General features: G+C 71.1%; 15 protein-coding genes. 4 read left to right on the top strand and 11 right to left on the bottom strand.

Features of this window, described 5'->3' with window-relative positions; all coding sequences use genetic code 11:
- Window positions 1-16 precede the first annotated feature (16 nt).
- Entirely contained in the window at window positions 17-523 is a 507-nt protein-coding gene (locus FB557_RS05820; protein WP_144856542.1) for an amino-acid N-acetyltransferase, read from the bottom strand.
- Window positions 524-636: 113 nt separating this feature from the next.
- Here FB557_RS05820 and FB557_RS05825 point away from each other — a divergent pair, with 113 nt between their 5' ends.
- Complete coding sequence (locus FB557_RS05825; RefSeq protein ID WP_144856544.1) at window positions 637-1,221, top strand: TIGR03086 family metal-binding protein; 585 nt, start codon at window positions 637-639, stop codon at window positions 1,219-1,221.
- A 170-nt stretch (window positions 1,222-1,391) separates the two neighbouring features.
- On the opposite strand, the gene FB557_RS05830 is transcribed toward FB557_RS05825, so the two are convergent.
- From FB557_RS05830 to ku, 3 genes are all read right to left on the bottom strand, one after another.
- On the bottom strand, window positions 1,392-3,947 hold the full coding sequence (locus FB557_RS05830) for an ATP-dependent Clp protease ATP-binding subunit (RefSeq protein ID WP_144856546.1): 2,556 nt from the start codon (window positions 3,945-3,947) through the stop codon (window positions 1,392-1,394).
- A 295-nt stretch (window positions 3,948-4,242) separates the two neighbouring features.
- A complete protein-coding gene (locus FB557_RS05835) occupies window positions 4,243-5,061 on the bottom strand; it encodes an Fpg/Nei family DNA glycosylase (protein ID WP_144856548.1) in 819 nt (272 codons plus the stop codon).
- Window position 5,062: 1 nt separating this feature from the next.
- Window positions 5,063-6,040, bottom strand: a complete 978-nt coding sequence (gene ku, locus FB557_RS05840; protein WP_144856550.1) for a non-homologous end joining protein Ku — start codon at window positions 6,038-6,040, stop codon at window positions 5,063-5,065.
- Between the two features lie 46 nt (window positions 6,041-6,086).
- On the opposite strand from ku, the gene ligD (FB557_RS05845) reads away from it, so the two are divergent.
- Both ligD (FB557_RS05845) and ligD (FB557_RS05850) read left to right on the top strand, forming a co-directional pair.
- Window positions 6,087-7,013, top strand: coding sequence for a non-homologous end-joining DNA ligase (gene ligD, locus FB557_RS05845; RefSeq protein ID WP_170236209.1), 927 nt, complete (start codon window positions 6,087-6,089; stop codon window positions 7,011-7,013).
- Complete coding sequence (gene ligD / locus FB557_RS05850) at window positions 7,006-7,881, top strand: non-homologous end-joining DNA ligase (protein ID WP_144856554.1); 876 nt, start codon at window positions 7,006-7,008, stop codon at window positions 7,879-7,881. Before ligD (FB557_RS05845) ends, ligD (FB557_RS05850) begins: the two co-directional genes overlap by 8 nt.
- Before the next feature lie 67 nt (window positions 7,882-7,948).
- Here the strand turns inward: ligD (FB557_RS05850) and FB557_RS14320 are convergent, their stop codons facing one another.
- From FB557_RS14320 to FB557_RS05880, 6 genes are all read right to left on the bottom strand, one after another.
- Window positions 7,949-8,617 (bottom strand): (2Fe-2S)-binding protein, encoded by a 669-nt coding sequence (locus tag FB557_RS14320; protein ID WP_144856556.1) that lies wholly within the window; start codon window positions 8,615-8,617, stop codon window positions 7,949-7,951.
- 68 nt (window positions 8,618-8,685) lie between these two features.
- Window positions 8,686-9,012 (bottom strand): histone-like nucleoid-structuring protein Lsr2, encoded by a 327-nt coding sequence (locus tag FB557_RS05860; protein WP_144856558.1) that lies wholly within the window; start codon window positions 9,010-9,012, stop codon window positions 8,686-8,688.
- 127 nt (window positions 9,013-9,139) lie between these two features.
- Entirely contained in the window at window positions 9,140-9,397 is a 258-nt protein-coding gene (locus tag FB557_RS14135; RefSeq protein ID WP_170236188.1) for a hypothetical protein, read from the bottom strand.
- Entirely contained in the window at window positions 9,398-10,900 is a 1,503-nt protein-coding gene (lysS, locus tag FB557_RS05870; RefSeq protein ID WP_144856560.1) for a lysine--tRNA ligase, read from the bottom strand. It lies immediately after the preceding gene.
- Window positions 10,901-10,952: 52 nt separating this feature from the next.
- Window positions 10,953-11,858, bottom strand: coding sequence for a pantoate--beta-alanine ligase (gene panC / locus FB557_RS05875; protein WP_144856562.1), 906 nt, complete (start codon window positions 11,856-11,858; stop codon window positions 10,953-10,955).
- Window positions 11,855-12,796, bottom strand: coding sequence for a Rossmann-like and DUF2520 domain-containing protein (locus FB557_RS05880; RefSeq protein WP_144857108.1), 942 nt, complete (start codon window positions 12,794-12,796; stop codon window positions 11,855-11,857). Before FB557_RS05880 ends, panC begins: the two co-directional genes overlap by 4 nt.
- Here FB557_RS05880 and FB557_RS05885 point away from each other — a divergent pair.
- The gene (locus tag FB557_RS05885; RefSeq protein WP_144856564.1) at window positions 12,795-13,820 is read left to right on the top strand and encodes an SAM-dependent methyltransferase; all 1,026 of its coding nucleotides are present in this window, start codon (window positions 12,795-12,797) and stop codon (window positions 13,818-13,820) included. The genes FB557_RS05880 and FB557_RS05885 overlap by 2 nt on opposite strands.
- A 16-nt stretch (window positions 13,821-13,836) precedes the next feature.
- Here the strand turns inward: FB557_RS05885 and FB557_RS05890 are convergent, their stop codons facing one another.
- On the bottom strand, window positions 13,837-15,018 hold the full coding sequence (locus tag FB557_RS05890; RefSeq protein ID WP_211356497.1) for a cytochrome P450: 1,182 nt from the start codon (window positions 15,016-15,018) through the stop codon (window positions 13,837-13,839).
- Between the last annotated feature and the right edge of the window lie 51 nt (window positions 15,019-15,069).

Raw genomic sequence — 15,069 nt, forward strand, 5'->3', positions numbered from 1 at the left:
CCTTCGGCTCGCCAGCTCAGAGGAGTCGCAGCATGCGGGTGTTGCCGAGGGTGTTGGGCTTGACCCGCTCAAGGTCGAGGAACTCGGCGACGCCTTCGTCGTAGGAACGCAGCAGCTCGGCGTACACCTCGGGGTCGACCGCCTGCCCCTCGATCTCGGAGAACCCGTGCCGACCGAAGAACTCGGTCTCGAAGGTGAGGCAGAAGATCCGGCGAACCCCGAGCTCACGCGCGTCGTCGAGCAGCGCGCTCAGCAGGGTCGAGCCCACCCCGGAGCCGAGGAGCTCCTGCGCGACCGCCAGGGTGCGGATCTCGGCGAGGTCCTCCCACATCACGTGCAGCGCACCACACCCGGCGACCTCCCCGTCGACCTCGGCGACCCGGAACTCCTGCACCCCTTCGTAGTAGCTCACCCACTCTTTGCTCACGAGGACTCGCGACTCGGCGAGAGGCTGGACGAGCTCTCGGATCCGGCGGACGTCGGCGGTCCGGGCGCTGCGGATGGCGATCTCGGGGCGGGGCACCCGACGAATCTACGCGGCCGGCCACGACGTCGTGCCACGACCGCATGACAGCGTCGGTCCGCTACGGCACTCTGGACGCGCCGACCATCCCCCACGACCACGGAGGTCACCCCATGAGCAGACTCACCGATGCGACACCAGCCGAGCGGTACCGCCTGGCAGCCGCGACGTTCTCCGACCGGGTCCGCGGGACCCGCGACTGGGACGCACCGACGCCGGTGGAGCAGTGGCTCGCCCGGGATGTCGTGGGTCACCTGACCACGTGGTTCCCGCAGATGCTCGAAGGGGGCAGCGAGATCACCCTGGTACCCATCCCCTCGGCGGTGGACGACCCACCCGCCGCCTGGGCCGGCCTGGACGGCCAGGTCCAGGCCCTGCTTGAGGACCCGGCGAGCGAAGGGGTGGCCTTCACCCATGAGGACATCGGCTCGATGCCTCTGCCGGAGATGATCGACCGCTACTTCACCAGCGATGTCGTCTTCCACACCTGGGACCTCGCGCGCGCGACCGGTCAGCACGACGAGCTCGATGAGGACTACATCGCCGACGCCTACGACGGGATGCGGCAGATGGAGGACGTCATCCGTGGGTCGGGGCAGTTCGGCGAGCATCAGCCGGTGCCCGAGGATGCGAGCGTGCAGGACCAGTTCTTGGCCTTCATCGGGCGCGATCCGCGCTGGCAGCCCCCGGCTGAGTAGTCCCCTGATTATCGGGTTGAGGGACTATTTGTCGCTTCACCCGACATCGGTAGCCGGGTGAAGCTGAAGAAACCCCCTCAACCCGATAATCAGGAGAGAGCGAGCAACCCGGACAGAGCGAAGGGGTGGATGCCGGCTGAGCCGGCATCCACCCCTTCGACTGCTTCTGGCTACTCTCCGACGGTGACGGGGCCGTCGGAGTCGCTGCCCCCGTCGCCGGAGTCACCGACGCCGACCGCGACCGGCAGGTCGTCGGTGGTCGTGGACTCGAAGACGAAGGTCGCGTCCTTGCCCTCGCCCTCGAGGTCGACACTGATGATCTGACCGTCGGTGAGCTCGCCGAAGATGATCTTCTCCGACAGGGCGTCCTCGATCTCGCGCTGGATCGCCCGCTTGAGCGGCCGAGCGCCGAGCGACGGGTCGTAGCCGCGGTGGGCGAGCTCCTTCTTCGCCGCGGGACTGAGCACGATGCCCATGTCGCGGTCCTTGAGCCGCTTGTCGAGCTTGGCGACCTCGAGGTCGACGATCTGGATGATCTCCTCCTCGGTGAGCCGGGGGAAGACGATGACCTCGTCGACGCGGTTGAGGAACTCGGGACGGAAGTTGTCCTTGAGCGCCGTGCGGACCGAGGCCTGCATCTTCTCGTACTCGGTGGCCGAGTCCACGCCCGCGGAGAAGCCGAGCGAGACCGACCGGATCTCTCGCGAGCCGAGGTTGGTGGTCATGATGATCACCGTGTTCTTGAAGTCGACCATCCGACCCTGAGAGTCGGTCAGGCGGCCCTCCTCGAGCACCTGCAGCAGGCTGTTGAAGATGTCCGGGTGGGCCTTCTCCACCTCGTCGAAGAGGACCACGGAGAAGGGCTTGCGCCGGACCTTCTCGGTCAGCTGCCCACCCTCGTCGTAGCCGACGTACCCGGGCGGGGAGCCGAAGAGCCGGCTCGCGGTGTGCTTCTCCGAGAACTCGGACATGTCGAGGGTGATGAGCGCGTCCTCGTCGCCGAAGAGGAACTCCGCGAGCGCCTTGGCCAGCTCGGTCTTGCCGACACCGGTCGGCCCGGCGAAGATGAACGAGCCACCGGGGCGGCGCGGGTCCTTCAGCCCAGCCCGGGTGCGGCGGATCGAGCGTGAGAGCACCTCGATGGCGCGGTCGTTGCCGATGACCCGCTTGTGCAGCTCGGACTCCATGCTCATGAGGCGGCTGACGTCGTCCTGCTTGATCTGGCCGACCGGCACGCCGGTGCTCATCGTGAGCACCTCGGCGATCTGCTCCTCGTCGAGCAGCGCGGGGGTGTCCATCCGGCCGGACTTCCAGCTCTCCTCGCGCTCGGCCTTCTCCCGGAGCAGGGTCTTCTCGTCGTCACGCAGCCGCGCGGCGAGCTCGAAGTCCTGGCCGTCGATGGCCGACTCCTTGTCGCGGCGCACGTCGGCGATCTTGTCGTCGAGCTCCTTGAGGTCCGGCGGCGCGGTGAGGCGGAAGATACGCATGCGAGCGCCGGCCTCGTCGATGAGGTCGATCGCCTTGTCGGGCAGGAAGCGGTCGTTGACGTAGCGGTCGCTCATCCGCACCGCGGCCTCGAGCGCGGCGTCGGTGATCTCGACGCCGTGGTGCGCCTCGTAGCGGTCGCGCAGCTTCTTGAGGATCTCGACGGCCTCCTCGGCGGTGGGCTCGTCGACCGTGATCCGCTGGAAGCGGCGCTCCAGCGCGGCGTCCTTCTCGATGTGCTTGCGGTACTCGTCGAGCGTCGTCGCGCCGATGGTCTGCAGCTCGCCGCGGGCGAGCATCGGCTTGAGGATGCTCGCGGCGTCGATCGCGCCCTCGGCGGCACCGGCCCCGACGAGGGTGTGGATCTCGTCGATGAAGAGGATGATGTCGCCGCGGGTCTTGATCTCCTTGAGGACCTTCTTCAGCCGCTCCTCGAAGTCTCCGCGGTAGCGGCTGCCGGCCACGAGCGAGCCGAGGTCGAGGGTGTAGAGCTGCTTGTCCTTGAGGGTCTCGGGCACGTCGCCGGCGACGACCCGCTGGGCCAGCCCCTCGACGATCGCGGACTTGCCGACGCCGGGCTCGCCGACGAGGACGGGGTTGTTCTTGGTGCGCCGCGAGAGGGTCTGCATGACCCGCTCGATCTCGGTCTCGCGCCCCTCGATCGGGTCGAGGGCGTCCTCGCGGGCGGCCTGGGTGAGGTTGCGCCCGAACTGGTCGAGGACGAGGGATCCGGCCGGCTGCCCCTCGGCACCGCCGGAGCTGGCACCGACGCCGGCGGCGGCAGTCTCGCCGCCCTTGCCGCCCTGGTAGCCAGAGATCAGCTGGATCACGGTCTGGCGCACCCGACCGAGGTCCGCGCCGAGCTTGACGAGGACCTGGGCGGCCACCCCTTCGCCCTCACGGATCAGGCCGAGCAGGATGTGCTCGGTGCCGATGTAGTTGTGGCCGAGCTGGAGCGCCTCGCGAAGCGAGAGCTCGAGCACCTTCTTCGCCCGTGGCGTGAAGGGGATGTGGCCGGACGGCGCCTGCTGGCCGGGGCCGATGATGTCCTGGACCTGCTCCCGCACCTGCTCCAGCGAGATGCCGAGGGACTCCAGCGCCTTGCTGGCCACCCCTTCGCCCTCGTGGATCAGCCCGAGCAGGATGTGCTCGGTGCCGATGTAGTTGTGGTTGAGCAGGCGCGCCTCTTCTTGCGCGAGCACGACGACACGACGCGCTCGATCGGTAAACCTCTCGAACATGGGGACACCCCTTCTCAGCTTGGCTGCCTCGACTCTATCCGGGCTGGGCCGCCGCTCCTACGCCGTTCGCTGGGAGCGGACACCGAGGAGACGAGCCAGACCGATCTGGTGGGCTCAACGCATCGAGGCGAAGGGATGTTCCGTCACCTCCTCTGCGGTCGCCCGATCCGACCCAAGGGCTCGGGTCACGCCTACGACGATCCGAGACCAGGGCGCGAGGGCAGCCGCCATCACGAGGCCGGTCACGACGTTGACCAGGCCGAGATCTCGTCGCCGAGTTATCAACAGGGTTGCTTCACGCGCGCTGACAGACCGGGCACCAGTACAGCGTCCGACCAGCGACATCCGACGCCTGCACCGGATTCCCGCACACCAGGCACGGCTCGCCGGTCCGCTTGTAGACGAAGCTGGCCCGCTCGGTGAGGTGCACCTCATCCCCCTTCGCCAGGGTCGCCTCGACCTCCTCCACCTGCTCGGGCAGGGTGACGATCCGGCTCGTCGCGATCCCCAGCGGCAGCAACCGGCGCAGGTCGGCCCAGACCTGCTCCCACTGCTCGCGGCCGAGCCGCTGCCCCGGCGTCATCGGGTCGATCCCGGCGCGGAAGAGCACCTCGCAGCGGTAGACGTTGCCGACCCCGGCCAGCACCGACTGGTCCATGAGGAGGGCGGCGACCGACTTCTTGGACCGGCTGATCCGGGTCCAGGCCACGTCACCGGAGACGTCGCGAAGGGGGTCCGGGCCGAGCTTGGCGACCGTCGCCGTCTCGTCCTCGGGAGTGATCACCTCGCAGCGCATCGGGCCGCGCAGGTCGGCCACGTGCGCCTCGCTCTCGATCCGGCAGCGCACCCGCCCGATCACCGGCCGCTCGCCGGTGTAGGCCACCTCGTCGATGGTGAAGGTGCCGATCAGCCCGAGGTGGACGTGCAGGATGCGCTCACCGATCTCGACGAAGAGGTGCTTGCCGTACGCGCGGGCCTCCTCGAGCACCCCGCCGTCGAGCAGCGCGGCGCCGTCGGCGAAGCGTCCCTGCGGGGAGCTGACCCGCACCGCCTGACCGGCGAAGGCGGCGTCGAGGTCGCGGGCGATGCGGTGGAGGGTGTGCCCCTCGGGCACCTCAGCTGGCCTTCTTCTTCGCCGTGGACTTCGCGGTGCTCTTCTTCGTCGTCTTCTTGGCAGGGGTCTTCTTCGCGGTGGACTTCTTGGCCGTGGACTTCTTCGCGGGAGACTTCTTGGCCGCGGTCTTCTTCGTCGCCGACTTCTGCGACGACGTCCCGCCCGACGAACCACCCGAGCCGCTCGAGGTGGACTCCCCACGCCGGCTCTTGGCCGTCTCCACCGACTTCGCCAGGGCCGCGAGCAGGTCGACGACCTCTCCCCCTTCGTCCTCCTCGGGGGCGCTGACCTTGACCTCGCCGCCCTCGACCTTGGCGCGGACCAGCTCCTTGACCGCGTTGGCGTAGTCGTCCTCGTAGTCGTCCGGGTCGAACTCGCCCTCGAGCTGCTCGATGAGCACCCGGGCCATCGCCATCTCCTTGTCGCTGGCCTCGAGGTCCTCCCCGAGGTCGCCGAAGGAGTCCACCGAGCGCACCTCGTCAGGCCAGATCATCGTCTGCATGACGATCATGCCCTCACGCACGCGCAGCGTCGCCATCGTCATCCGGGTGCGGATCGAGACCGTCGCGACCGCCACCCGGTCCTCCCCCTCGAGGGCGTCGCGCAGCAGGACGTACGGCTTCTGCGCGGCCTTGTCCGGCTCGAGGTAGTACGTCTTGTCGAAGTAGATCGGGTCGATCTGGTCGGCGGGCACGAACTTCTCGACGCTGATCTCCTTGCTCGATCGCGTCGGCAGGTCGGCGAAGTCCTCGTCGGTGAGGACGACCATCTCCCCGTCCTCGGTCTCGTACCCCTTCGCGATGTCGTCGTAGGCAACCTCCTCACCGTCGATCTGGCACACCCGCCGGTACCGGATGCGCCCGCCGTCGCTGGCGTGCACCTGCCGGAACTGCACGTCGTGGTTCTCCGTGGCCGAGTACAGCCGCACCGGGACGTTGACCAGGCCGAAGGAGACGGCACCCTTCCAGATCGCGCGCATGACCCAAGCATGCCCCTTGTGCGGCAGGATCGGGCAGGTGCGCCCCATGCTCGCCTCACCCACCGACAGCGTCCCGACCGGCCCGGCCTGGGTGCACGAGGTCAAGTGGGACGGGATGCGGGTGCTCGCAGAGGCGAAGGGGGGTCAGCTGCGCCTGACCAGCCGGTCGGGTCGAGACGTCACCGCCGCCTTCCCGGAGCTGGCGCCGCTAGCGACCCTGTACGACGACATGCTGCTCGACGGCGAGGTGATCACGCTCGAGGACGGCGTGCCGTCGTTCTCGGCGCTGGCGGAGCGGATGCACGTGGCGAGCGCGCGCAAGGCCGCGACCCTCGCCGGCGCACGCCCGGTGACGCTCATGGCCTTCGACGTCCTCCGGCTGCTCGGTCAGGACCTCACCGAGCAGCCGTGGACCGCGCGCCGGGCGCTGCTGGAGCAGCTCGAGCTCGACGGTCCGCGCTGGCAGGTGCCGGCGGTCTACGACGACGGCGCCGGCCTGCTTGCCGTCACCGCCGAGCAGGGCCTGGAGGGTGTGGTCTCCAAGCGGCGCGAGGCCCGCTACACCCCGGGCCGACGCTCGCCGGACTGGCGCAAGCTCGCGCACCGCCCGACCCTCTCTGTCGTCGTCGGCGGGTGGCGCCCCGAGACCGGGAGCGCCACCCGGCTGGGGGCGATCCTCGCCGGGGTCCCCGACGGCGACGGCGGCTGGGCCTACGTCGGCCGGGTCGGCTCCGGCCTCGGCGGGCGGACCGGCCAGGCGCTGCGCGACCGGCTCACCGAGGCCGCCGAGTCCCCCTTCGCCACCGACGTCCCGGTCGAGGACGCGAGAGGGGCGACGTGGACCGAGCCCGAGGTGGTCGTCGACGTGCGTCACCTGGGGCGCGGCAGCAGCGGCAAGCTGCGCCAACCGAGCCTGGTCGCCGTGCGCACCGACCTGCGTCCCGCCGACCTGAGCGAGCTCGGCGATGCCTGACCCGCAGGTCACCCGCGTCGAGGTCGAGGGCCGCCGGTTGCGACTGACCTCGCTGGACAAGGTGATGTACCCCGCGACCGAGACGACGAAGGGGGAGCTGCTCAGCTACTACGCGGGCGTCGGGGCGACCCTCCTGGCGCACCTCGCCGACCGGCCGGTGACGCGGGTGCGCTTCCCGCATGGGGTCGAGGATGCCAGCTTCTTCGAGAAGAACGTCCCGTCCGGCGCGCCGTCGTGGCTGGACCGGGTGCGTCTGGACGACGTGACCTACCCGCTCGTGCGTGACCTGGCCCAGCTGACCTACCTCGTCAACCTCAACAGCATCGAGCTGCACGTGCCGCAGTGGCGGGTGATCGACGGTGAGCCGGTGAACCCGGACCGGCTGGTCATCGACCTCGACCCGGGCGCGCCCGCCGGTCTGCACGAGTGCGCTCAGGTGGCGCTGCTGCTGCGCGAGCGGCTCGGGGCGCTCGGCATGCAGCTGTACCCGGTCACCTCCGGCAGCAAGGGAATGCAGCTCTACGCCGCGCTCGGCGGTGATCTGACGAGCGCGCAGGTGCGCGACCTCGCCCAGCAGCTGGCGCAGGAGATGACCGCGACCCGGCCCGACCTCGTGCTGTGGAAGATGACCAAGACGCTGCGCCCGGGCAAGGTCTTCCTCGACTGGAGCCAGAACGTCGCAGCCAAGACGACGATCTGCCCCTACTCGATGCGCGGCCGGGAGGACCCGTGGGTCGCGGCGCCGCGCACCTGGGACGAGATCGAGGCGGGGTCGGAGGACCCCGACGCGCTGGTCCAGCTCGACCACACCGAGGTGCTCGCCCGGCTGGAGACCGACGGCGACCTGCTCGCCGACCTCCTCCCCTGACCCAGATCCGAATTTCCCTAGGTTTCTGTCAGACGCTCAGGAATGTTCCTGAGCGCCTGACAGAAACCTAGGGACCTGCGGTGGGCGAGGGAGGCGAAGGGGGCGGGTCGGGCGAAGGGGGCGGGTCGGGCGAGGGTGGTGGGTCGAGCGAAGGGGGTGGGTCGGGCGTGCGGGGGCAGCCGGCGCAGACGTCGAGGCCGGGCAGGGCGTACATGAGGCAGCACGAGCGACGCCGCGGCACCGGACCGCCACGATGCTGGTGGACGGCCCGGGCCCACATGTCCTCGGCCATGCCGTCGCGTTGCCGGCTCGACATCTTCTCCACGGCCGGGAAGGCGCGGGCGAGCGCGGTCGCAGCGGGTCGGTACCCGTCCTCGGCGAGCCGAAGGCGCTCGACCGGGTCGTGGATCACCCGGGACTCCCCCTTCGCCACCCGGACCTCCACCGGGAAGAGGTAGGTCGGGTCGAGCACCAGCGCGTAGCGGGCCGGGTCGGTGTCGAGCACCCACCGCCCGGTCAGCGCGGCAGCAGCGACCACCCGGGCGAAGGCGTCGAGGTGGAACTGCAGCACAAAGGTCGAGGCCACCCCCGGCGGACACTCCCCCGCCTGGAGCAACGTCAGCGCGCGGTAGGACTCGATCCACCACCGGATCCGCGCCGGGTCCCGAAGGGGCGCGTCGAGCGGGATCTCCCCGGGACGCCGACCGTGGGCGGGGGTGACCCGCAGGAAGGACAACGACGCGCTGAGAGCACGGATGCCGGCGGCGAAGTCACCGCCGCCGGCATCTGGATGCTGCTCGCGCGTCAGCCGTTCGCCTTCGCGTAGGCCTCCTGGACCTCGGCGGAGATCCGGCCACGCTCGCTCACGTCGTAGCCGTTGGCCTTGGCCCACTCGCGGATCTTGGCGGTCTCGTTGCTGCCGCCGCCAGAGGACTTGCGGCCGGTCTGCTTGCGGCCCCCGGCCCGGCGGGCGTTGCCCACGTAGCGGGCCATGCCGTCGCGCAGGGCGGCGGCGTTGCGCTCGTTGAGGTCGATCTCGTAGGTCACGCCGTCCAGACCGAATGTCACGGTCTCCTCGGCGGGGCCGCCATCGAGGTCGTCCTCAAGGATGATCTGCACTCGCTGTGCCATTTCGTCTGGCCTTTCGTCTGCACTCAGGTGATGTCCGGTGCATATCGCGGTCGCGATCTGCGTTTACCCCCGGAAGAAACAGAATAACGCCCCAGTCGATTCACGACGAAATCGACGCCCGGCGAAATCAGGCGTCGGACCTGCCGCCTTTTTCTTCGCTCGACATGTCCTCGACTGCCGCCGCCGGAGCGGTGCGCGATGCATCCTCCTGCTGGCCGGCAGGGCGCTCGCCGTCGGCGATCTCGTGCTCCTTGCGCCACGCGGCGATCGCCTTGCGCTCACGCCGGTCCGCCTCGAGCATGTACCGGATGATCCAGTAGAAAAGGAATGCGACCCCGGCCGTGGGCAGCAGGGTGGCCACGTACGGGCCGATCGTGTCGAGCATCTATGCCTCCGGCTTGAGGTGGGGGAAGAGCAGGGTCTCGCGAATACCCGCACCGGTGAAGAACATCACCATCCGGTCGATACCGATCCCGATCCCGCCCATGGGCGGCGCGCCGTACTCCAGCGCCCGCAGGAAATCCTCGTCGAGCTGCATCGCCTCGGGGTCGCCCGCGGCTGCCGCGAGCGACTGCGCCGTGAGCACCTCGCGCTGGACCACGGGGTCGACCAGCTCGGTGAACCCGGTGCCTCGCTCGACCCCGGCGATGATGAGGTCCCAGGCGTGGATCAGTCGGGGGTCCTCGTCGTGCCGCCGCGCGAGCGGCTGCGCCTCGGCCGGATAGTCGCACACGAAGGTCGGCTCGAGGATCCCCGGCTCGACGATCTCGCCGAAGAGCTCCATGACGATCTTGCCGGCCGGCCAGGACGGGTCGACCTCGACCTCCCGCTCGGCGGCGATCGCGAGCAGATCCCCCTTCGCCGTGTCCGGGGTGACCTCCCGCCCGAGCGCCTCGGACAGGCCCGGGTAGACCGACAGCCAACGCCACGACCCGTCGAGGTCCACGGTCCCCATCGGCGTCTCCACCTGGCGCGACCCCAGCGCGTCGGCAACGGCGAGGTAGATCCGCCGGGTGAGGTCGGCGACGCTGCGCTGGTCGCCGTAGGCCTCGTACGCCTCGAGCATCGTGAACTCGGGGCTGTGCGTGGAGTCGACGCCCTCGTTGCGGAAGATCCGACCCATCTCGTAGACCCGGTCGACCCCGCCGACGACGGCCTTCTTGAGGTTGAGCTCAAGGGCGATCCGCAAGGACATGTCCTGGTCGAAGGCGTTCATGTGCGTCGCGAAGGGGCGAGCTGCTGCCCCGCCGTGGACCAGCTGGAGCACCGGGGTCTCGACCTCGACGTAGCCGTCACCGTCGAGGGTGGAGCGGACCGCGCGCAGCACCGTGGCCTTGGTGCGCACCATGTCGCGGGCCTCCTGGCGCACCACGAGGTCGGCGTAGCGCTGGCGCACCCTGGCCTCCTCGGAGAGCTCTTTGTGCAGCACGGGCAGCGGCCGCAGCGCCTTGCTCGCCATCGACCAGCTGCTCGCCATGACCGAGAGCTCACCGCGCCGGGAGCGGATCACCCGGCCGGTGACGCTGACGTGGTCGCCGAGGTCGACATCGGCCTTCCACGCCGCCAGCGACTCCTCGCCGACCTCAGCGAGCGAGAGCATCACCTGCAGCCGGTCACCGACGCCCTCCTGCAGCGAGGCGAAGGCGAGCTTGCCGGTGGTCCGCACGAACATCACCCGGCCCGCGACGGTGACGACGTCGTCGGTCTCCTCACCGGTCTCGAGGTGCTCGTACCGGGCGGCGACCTCGGCGAGCGTGTGGGTGCGCGCAACGCTCGTCGGGTACGGCGCGGCGCCCGCCGCGAGCAGCCGGTCCCGCTTCTCCCGGCGTACCCGGAGCTGCTCGGGCAGGTCGTCGGTCGGGTTCGGGTCGGCGGGGGTCTCACTCACTCGCCCGAGGATATCGAAGGGGGCGGTCGCCCCCTTCGCCCGTCCGTCCGCCTCAGGGCACCGGGTCGAGGGTCTGGGAGAAGACGTCCCGCCGCCCGCCACCCGGACCGATGACCACCGGGGTGTTGTCGATGAGCCGGGTAGTCCCGACCCGGCCCGCGACGGCGAGCAACGCCTCTCCGCGGTACCACTCGGGGACGTCCTCCAGCGTCGTCGGGTGAACCAGGACGAGGTAGTCCACGAGCACCAGCGGCTCCTGGACGAGGACGGCGCGGGCCGCGCGGCGGACCGACGAGGGACCCTCCGCGGCCGCAGCGGCGCCCGCGGAGAGCGCCTGGGAGAGCGAGAGCGCCACCTCGCGGTCGCTGTCGGTGAGGTAGGTGTTGCGGCTGCTCATCGCGAGACCGTCGGCCTCCCGCACGGTCGGCACCGAGACCACCTGGGCGGGGAAGTCGACGTCGCGGACCATCCGGCGGATGAGGAGGAGCTGCTGGGCGTCCTTCTGCCCGAAGTAGAAGGCGTCACCGCCGGTGAGGTGCATGAGCTTGGCGACGACGGTGAGCATGCCGTCGAAGTGGCCCGGCCGGGACTGCCCCTCGAGGACGTCGCCGAGCGGCCCCGCCGAGATCCGCACGCCGGGGTCACCATCGGGGTAGACGACGTCAGGGGTCGGGGCGAAGACGAGGTCGGCCCCCTCCCGCTCGCAGATCGCGAGGTCGTCGTCGAAGGTGCGCGGGTACTTCGAGAGGTCCTCGCGCGGCCCGAACTGCAGCGGGTTGAGGAAGATCGTCACGACGACGTGGTCGGCCTCCTCCCGCGCCTGCCGGATGAGAGTGGCGTGCCCCTCGTGCAGGGCCCCCATGGTCATCACGACCGCGGTCTGCCCGGCCAGCTCCGCGCGGGCGGCCCGCAGCTCGTCGCGGGTGCGGGCGACCCGGGGTGTGCTCGGCTCGGTCATCGGTGGTCCTTCTCGTCGGGTGTCGGTGGCGGGACGGCTGGCGAGGACAGCGGCGAAGGGGGCGTGCCCGCCTCCCCGAGGGCGGCGAGGACGGCGTCGGCCTGGTCGGGCCGGAGCCGACGGGTGCGCGCCGCCCGGTGCGCGGTGGCCGTGGCGTGCGCGACATAGGCCGGGCGCAGGTCCTCGGCCAGCGGCTCGAGGGCGTCGAGGTGAGCGGCGAGGGTGCCGACGTCGCCTCGCGAGACGGGGCCGGTCAGGGCGCCGTCACCCGAGGCGAGGGAGCCGTCGAGACTGGCCTGCAGCAGGGGGCGCAGCAGCCTCTCCCCGTCCTCGATACCGGCCGCGGCGAGGATCTCGCGAGCCTGCGCGACGAGGGTGACGAGGTGGTTCGAGCCGTGCGCGAGCGCTGCGTGGTAGAGCGTGCGTGCCTCCTCCGGCACCCAGACCGGCTCGCCGCCCATCTCGACGACGAGCGCCTCGGCGACGGCACGCACCGGGTCGGGCGCGGTGATGCCGAAGCAGCACTCGGTCAGGCGCGCCAGGTCGAGGCTGGTCCCGGTGAAGGTCATCGCGGGGTGCAGGGCGAGGGGGAGGACGCCTCGGTCCGCCGCGGGAGCGAAGGGGGCGAGCCCGTGCCGCCCCGAGGTGTGCGCCGCGATCTGGCCGGGCCGCCACAGACCCCGCGCGCCGAGACCGGCGACGAGGTCGGCGAGGGCGTCGTCGGGCACGGCGAGGAGTACGAGGTCGCCAGCAGCGACGACGTCCTCGACGGGCTGCACCGGCACACCGGGCAGCAGCGCGTCGGCCCGCTCCCGGCTGGCCTCGCTCACGGCGCTGACGGCGACGACACGGTGGCCCGCGGCGGCGAGGGCGGCGCCGAGGACCGCGCCGACTCGCCCGGCACCGACGACACCGACCCGCAGCCACGGTCGCGGCATGTCCGGGTCGGTCCTGCTCGCGCCGGTGGTCACGGCCCCGACGGTACCGGCCCGCCTGACTCCTACGCTGGCGGACGTGCAGAGCTGGGCGCGGGCGTGGGACGAGGCGTTGTACGGCGCCGGCGGCTTTTACCGGGGGTCGGCCGGTCCGGCGGGCCACTTCGCGACGGCGACCCACGGCGTCCCCGGGCGTGCCCTGGCGCGCACCCTGGCCAATCTGGCCAGTGAGCTCGGCGCCGACGGGGTCGTCGACCTCGGCGCGGGTCGCGGTGAGCTGCTCGAGGCGTTGCGCGAGGTCGGCTTCGCCGGCGCCCTGACCGGCTGCGACGTCGTCGAGCGACCGACGAGCCTGTCGCCGGGGATCGGGTGGGTGCGCTCCCCTGGCGGCGCACGGCTGCCGGGGGTCGAGCAGGTCGCCCAGGCGGGCGCCGTGCCGCTGGGGCGGGCGCTGGTGGTGGCGCACGAGTGGCTCGACGTCGTGCCATGCACGATCGCCGAGGTGGACCCGCACGGTCGGCTGCGAACCGTCGAGGTCGACGCGTCCAGCCGGGAGCGACTGGGGCAAGAGCCCGTGCGCGCCGAGCAGGAGTGGGCGCACCGATGGTGGCCGGAGCGCGATCCCGGCTCCCGGGTCGAGATCGGCCTCGCACGAGACGAGGCCTGGGCGACGATGCTCGAGCGGTGGCGGCCGCTGGCGGCGGTGGCGATCGACTACGGCCACACCCGGGAGAGCCGCCCTCGCCACGGCACGCTCACCGGCTACCGCGAAGGGCGAGCGGTTCCGCCGGTCCCGGACGGCAGCGGTGACCTCACCGCGCACGTGGCGGTGGACTCCCTTCGCCAGAGCACCCGGCTGCTCGGCCGTGAGGCGGTCCGCCGCTGGGGACCGTCCTCGGCATTACCTGACCCCCGCGAGGCCAGCACCGACCCGTCCCGCTACCTCCAGGGCCTCGCCGACGCCGGCGCCACCACATCGCTCACCGGCCACCCCTTCGGCGACTTCTGGTGGGTCATCGCCCGGTGACTCCCCGAGCGGGCCGCTAGGCGGGGGCCAGGACGAGTCGCTCGAAGCCGCGCAGGACGAAGGTGGGCCGGCGCACCGCGTCGCGAACCTCCAGAGGCGGGTGGGCCGAGAGGAGGGCGCGCACCGCCTGCTGCATCTCGAGACGGGCGAGCGGGGCCCCGATGCAGAAGTGGATGCCGAGACCGAACGCGAGATGAGGGTTCGGCGAGCGGCGGGGGTCGAAGACGTCCGGATCGGCGAAGACGGCCGGGTCACGGTTTGCCGCCCCGAGCAGGACCACGACCTTCTCCCCCTTCGCCACCTCGTGGCCGGCGACGACCACGTCCTGCGTCGCGGTCCGCTCGAAGAGGTGCAGCGGGCTGTCGTGACGCAGCATCTCCTCGACCAGCGACTCGGTGGCGCCCTCATCGTCGGTGTCCACGGCGGGGGCTCCGGCGGTCAGCCAGGAGTGCATGCCGTTGCCCAGGCCGTTGACGCTCGCCTCGTGCCCGGCGTTGAGCAGCAGCACGACGGTCGCGACGAGCTCGCGCCGGCTCAGCCGGTCGCCGGCATCGCGGGCGGTCACGAGATCGGTCAGGAGGTCGCTGCCGGGATGCCGGGCGCGGTGGTCGGCGAGCGCGTCGGCGTACTCGGCGAAGTCGCGCGCCGCCTGCTGGGCCGCCGCCTGCTCCTGCGGCGTGGGCGAGACCTCGTACATCTTCACGATGGCCTGGCTCCACGGCCGCAGCAGGTGCCGGTCGGCCTGCGGCCAGTCCAGCAGCTCGGCGATGACGGTGACCGGCAACGGCTCGGCGACCGCGTCGATGAGGTCGAAGGGGCCATCGCCTGCCTGCTCGACGAGCTCACGGGCGATCTTCTCGATGCGGGGAGCGAGCCGCGCCACGTGACCGCGACCGAAGGCACCCGCGACGAGGCGACGCAGCCGGGTGTGCTTCGGCGGCTCGCTGTCGAGGATCGAGTCGGCGTGCAGCCAGTTGAAGGTCGACCAGTCCGCCGCCGGCTCGCGGTCGGTGAAGATCCGGCCCAGCGAGCGGTTCCGCAGCGCGGCGGACACCTGCTCGTGCCCCGTCGCGACGTGCGCGTGCAGGCCTTCGTGCCAGGCGAAGGGGGCGTGCTCGCGCAGGTGGTGCAGCGCGGGATAGGGGTCGGCGACGACCTCCGGGTCGTCCAGGTCGAGCAGGTCGGCCGGTTCGGGCATGGGCCGATCCTCGCAAATCGAGTGAAGCCGCACCTACCAAGGCTCGTACCA

It is taken from the genome of Marihabitans asiaticum (genome assembly GCF_007828725.1).
Taxonomy (GTDB): domain Bacteria; phylum Actinomycetota; class Actinomycetes; order Actinomycetales; family Dermatophilaceae; genus Marihabitans; species Marihabitans asiaticum.

Bases quoted from the DNA above. Each gene is read 5' to 3' on its own strand.
- FB557_RS05825 (WP_144856544.1), top strand. From the start codon at position 637: ATGAGCAGACTCACCGATGCGACACCAGCCGAGCGGTACCGCCTGGCA.
- FB557_RS05830 (WP_144856546.1), bottom strand. From the start codon at position 3,947: ATGTTCGAGAGGTTTACCGATCGAGCGCGTCGTGTCGTCGTGCTCGCG.
- ku (WP_144856550.1), bottom strand. From the start codon at position 6,040: ATGCGCGCGATCTGGAAGGGTGCCGTCTCCTTCGGCCTGGTCAACGTC.
- ligD (WP_170236209.1), top strand. From the start codon at position 6,087: ATGCTCGCCTCACCCACCGACAGCGTCCCGACCGGCCCGGCCTGGGTG.
- ligD (WP_144856554.1), top strand. From the start codon at position 7,006: ATGCCTGACCCGCAGGTCACCCGCGTCGAGGTCGAGGGCCGCCGGTTG.
- FB557_RS05860 (WP_144856558.1), bottom strand. From the start codon at position 9,012: ATGGCACAGCGAGTGCAGATCATCCTTGAGGACGACCTCGATGGCGGC.
- FB557_RS14135 (WP_170236188.1), bottom strand. From the start codon at position 9,397: ATGCTCGACACGATCGGCCCGTACGTGGCCACCCTGCTGCCCACGGCC.
- panC (WP_144856562.1), bottom strand. From the start codon at position 11,858: ATGACCGAGCCGAGCACACCCCGGGTCGCCCGCACCCGCGACGAGCTG.
- FB557_RS05885 (WP_144856564.1), top strand. From the start codon at position 12,795: ATGTCCGGGTCGGTCCTGCTCGCGCCGGTGGTCACGGCCCCGACGGTA.
- FB557_RS05880 (WP_144857108.1), bottom strand. From the start codon at position 12,796: ATGCCGCGACCGTGGCTGCGGGTCGGTGTCGTCGGTGCCGGGCGAGTC.
- FB557_RS05890 (WP_211356497.1), bottom strand. From the start codon at position 15,018: ATGCCCGAACCGGCCGACCTGCTCGACCTGGACGACCCGGAGGTCGTC.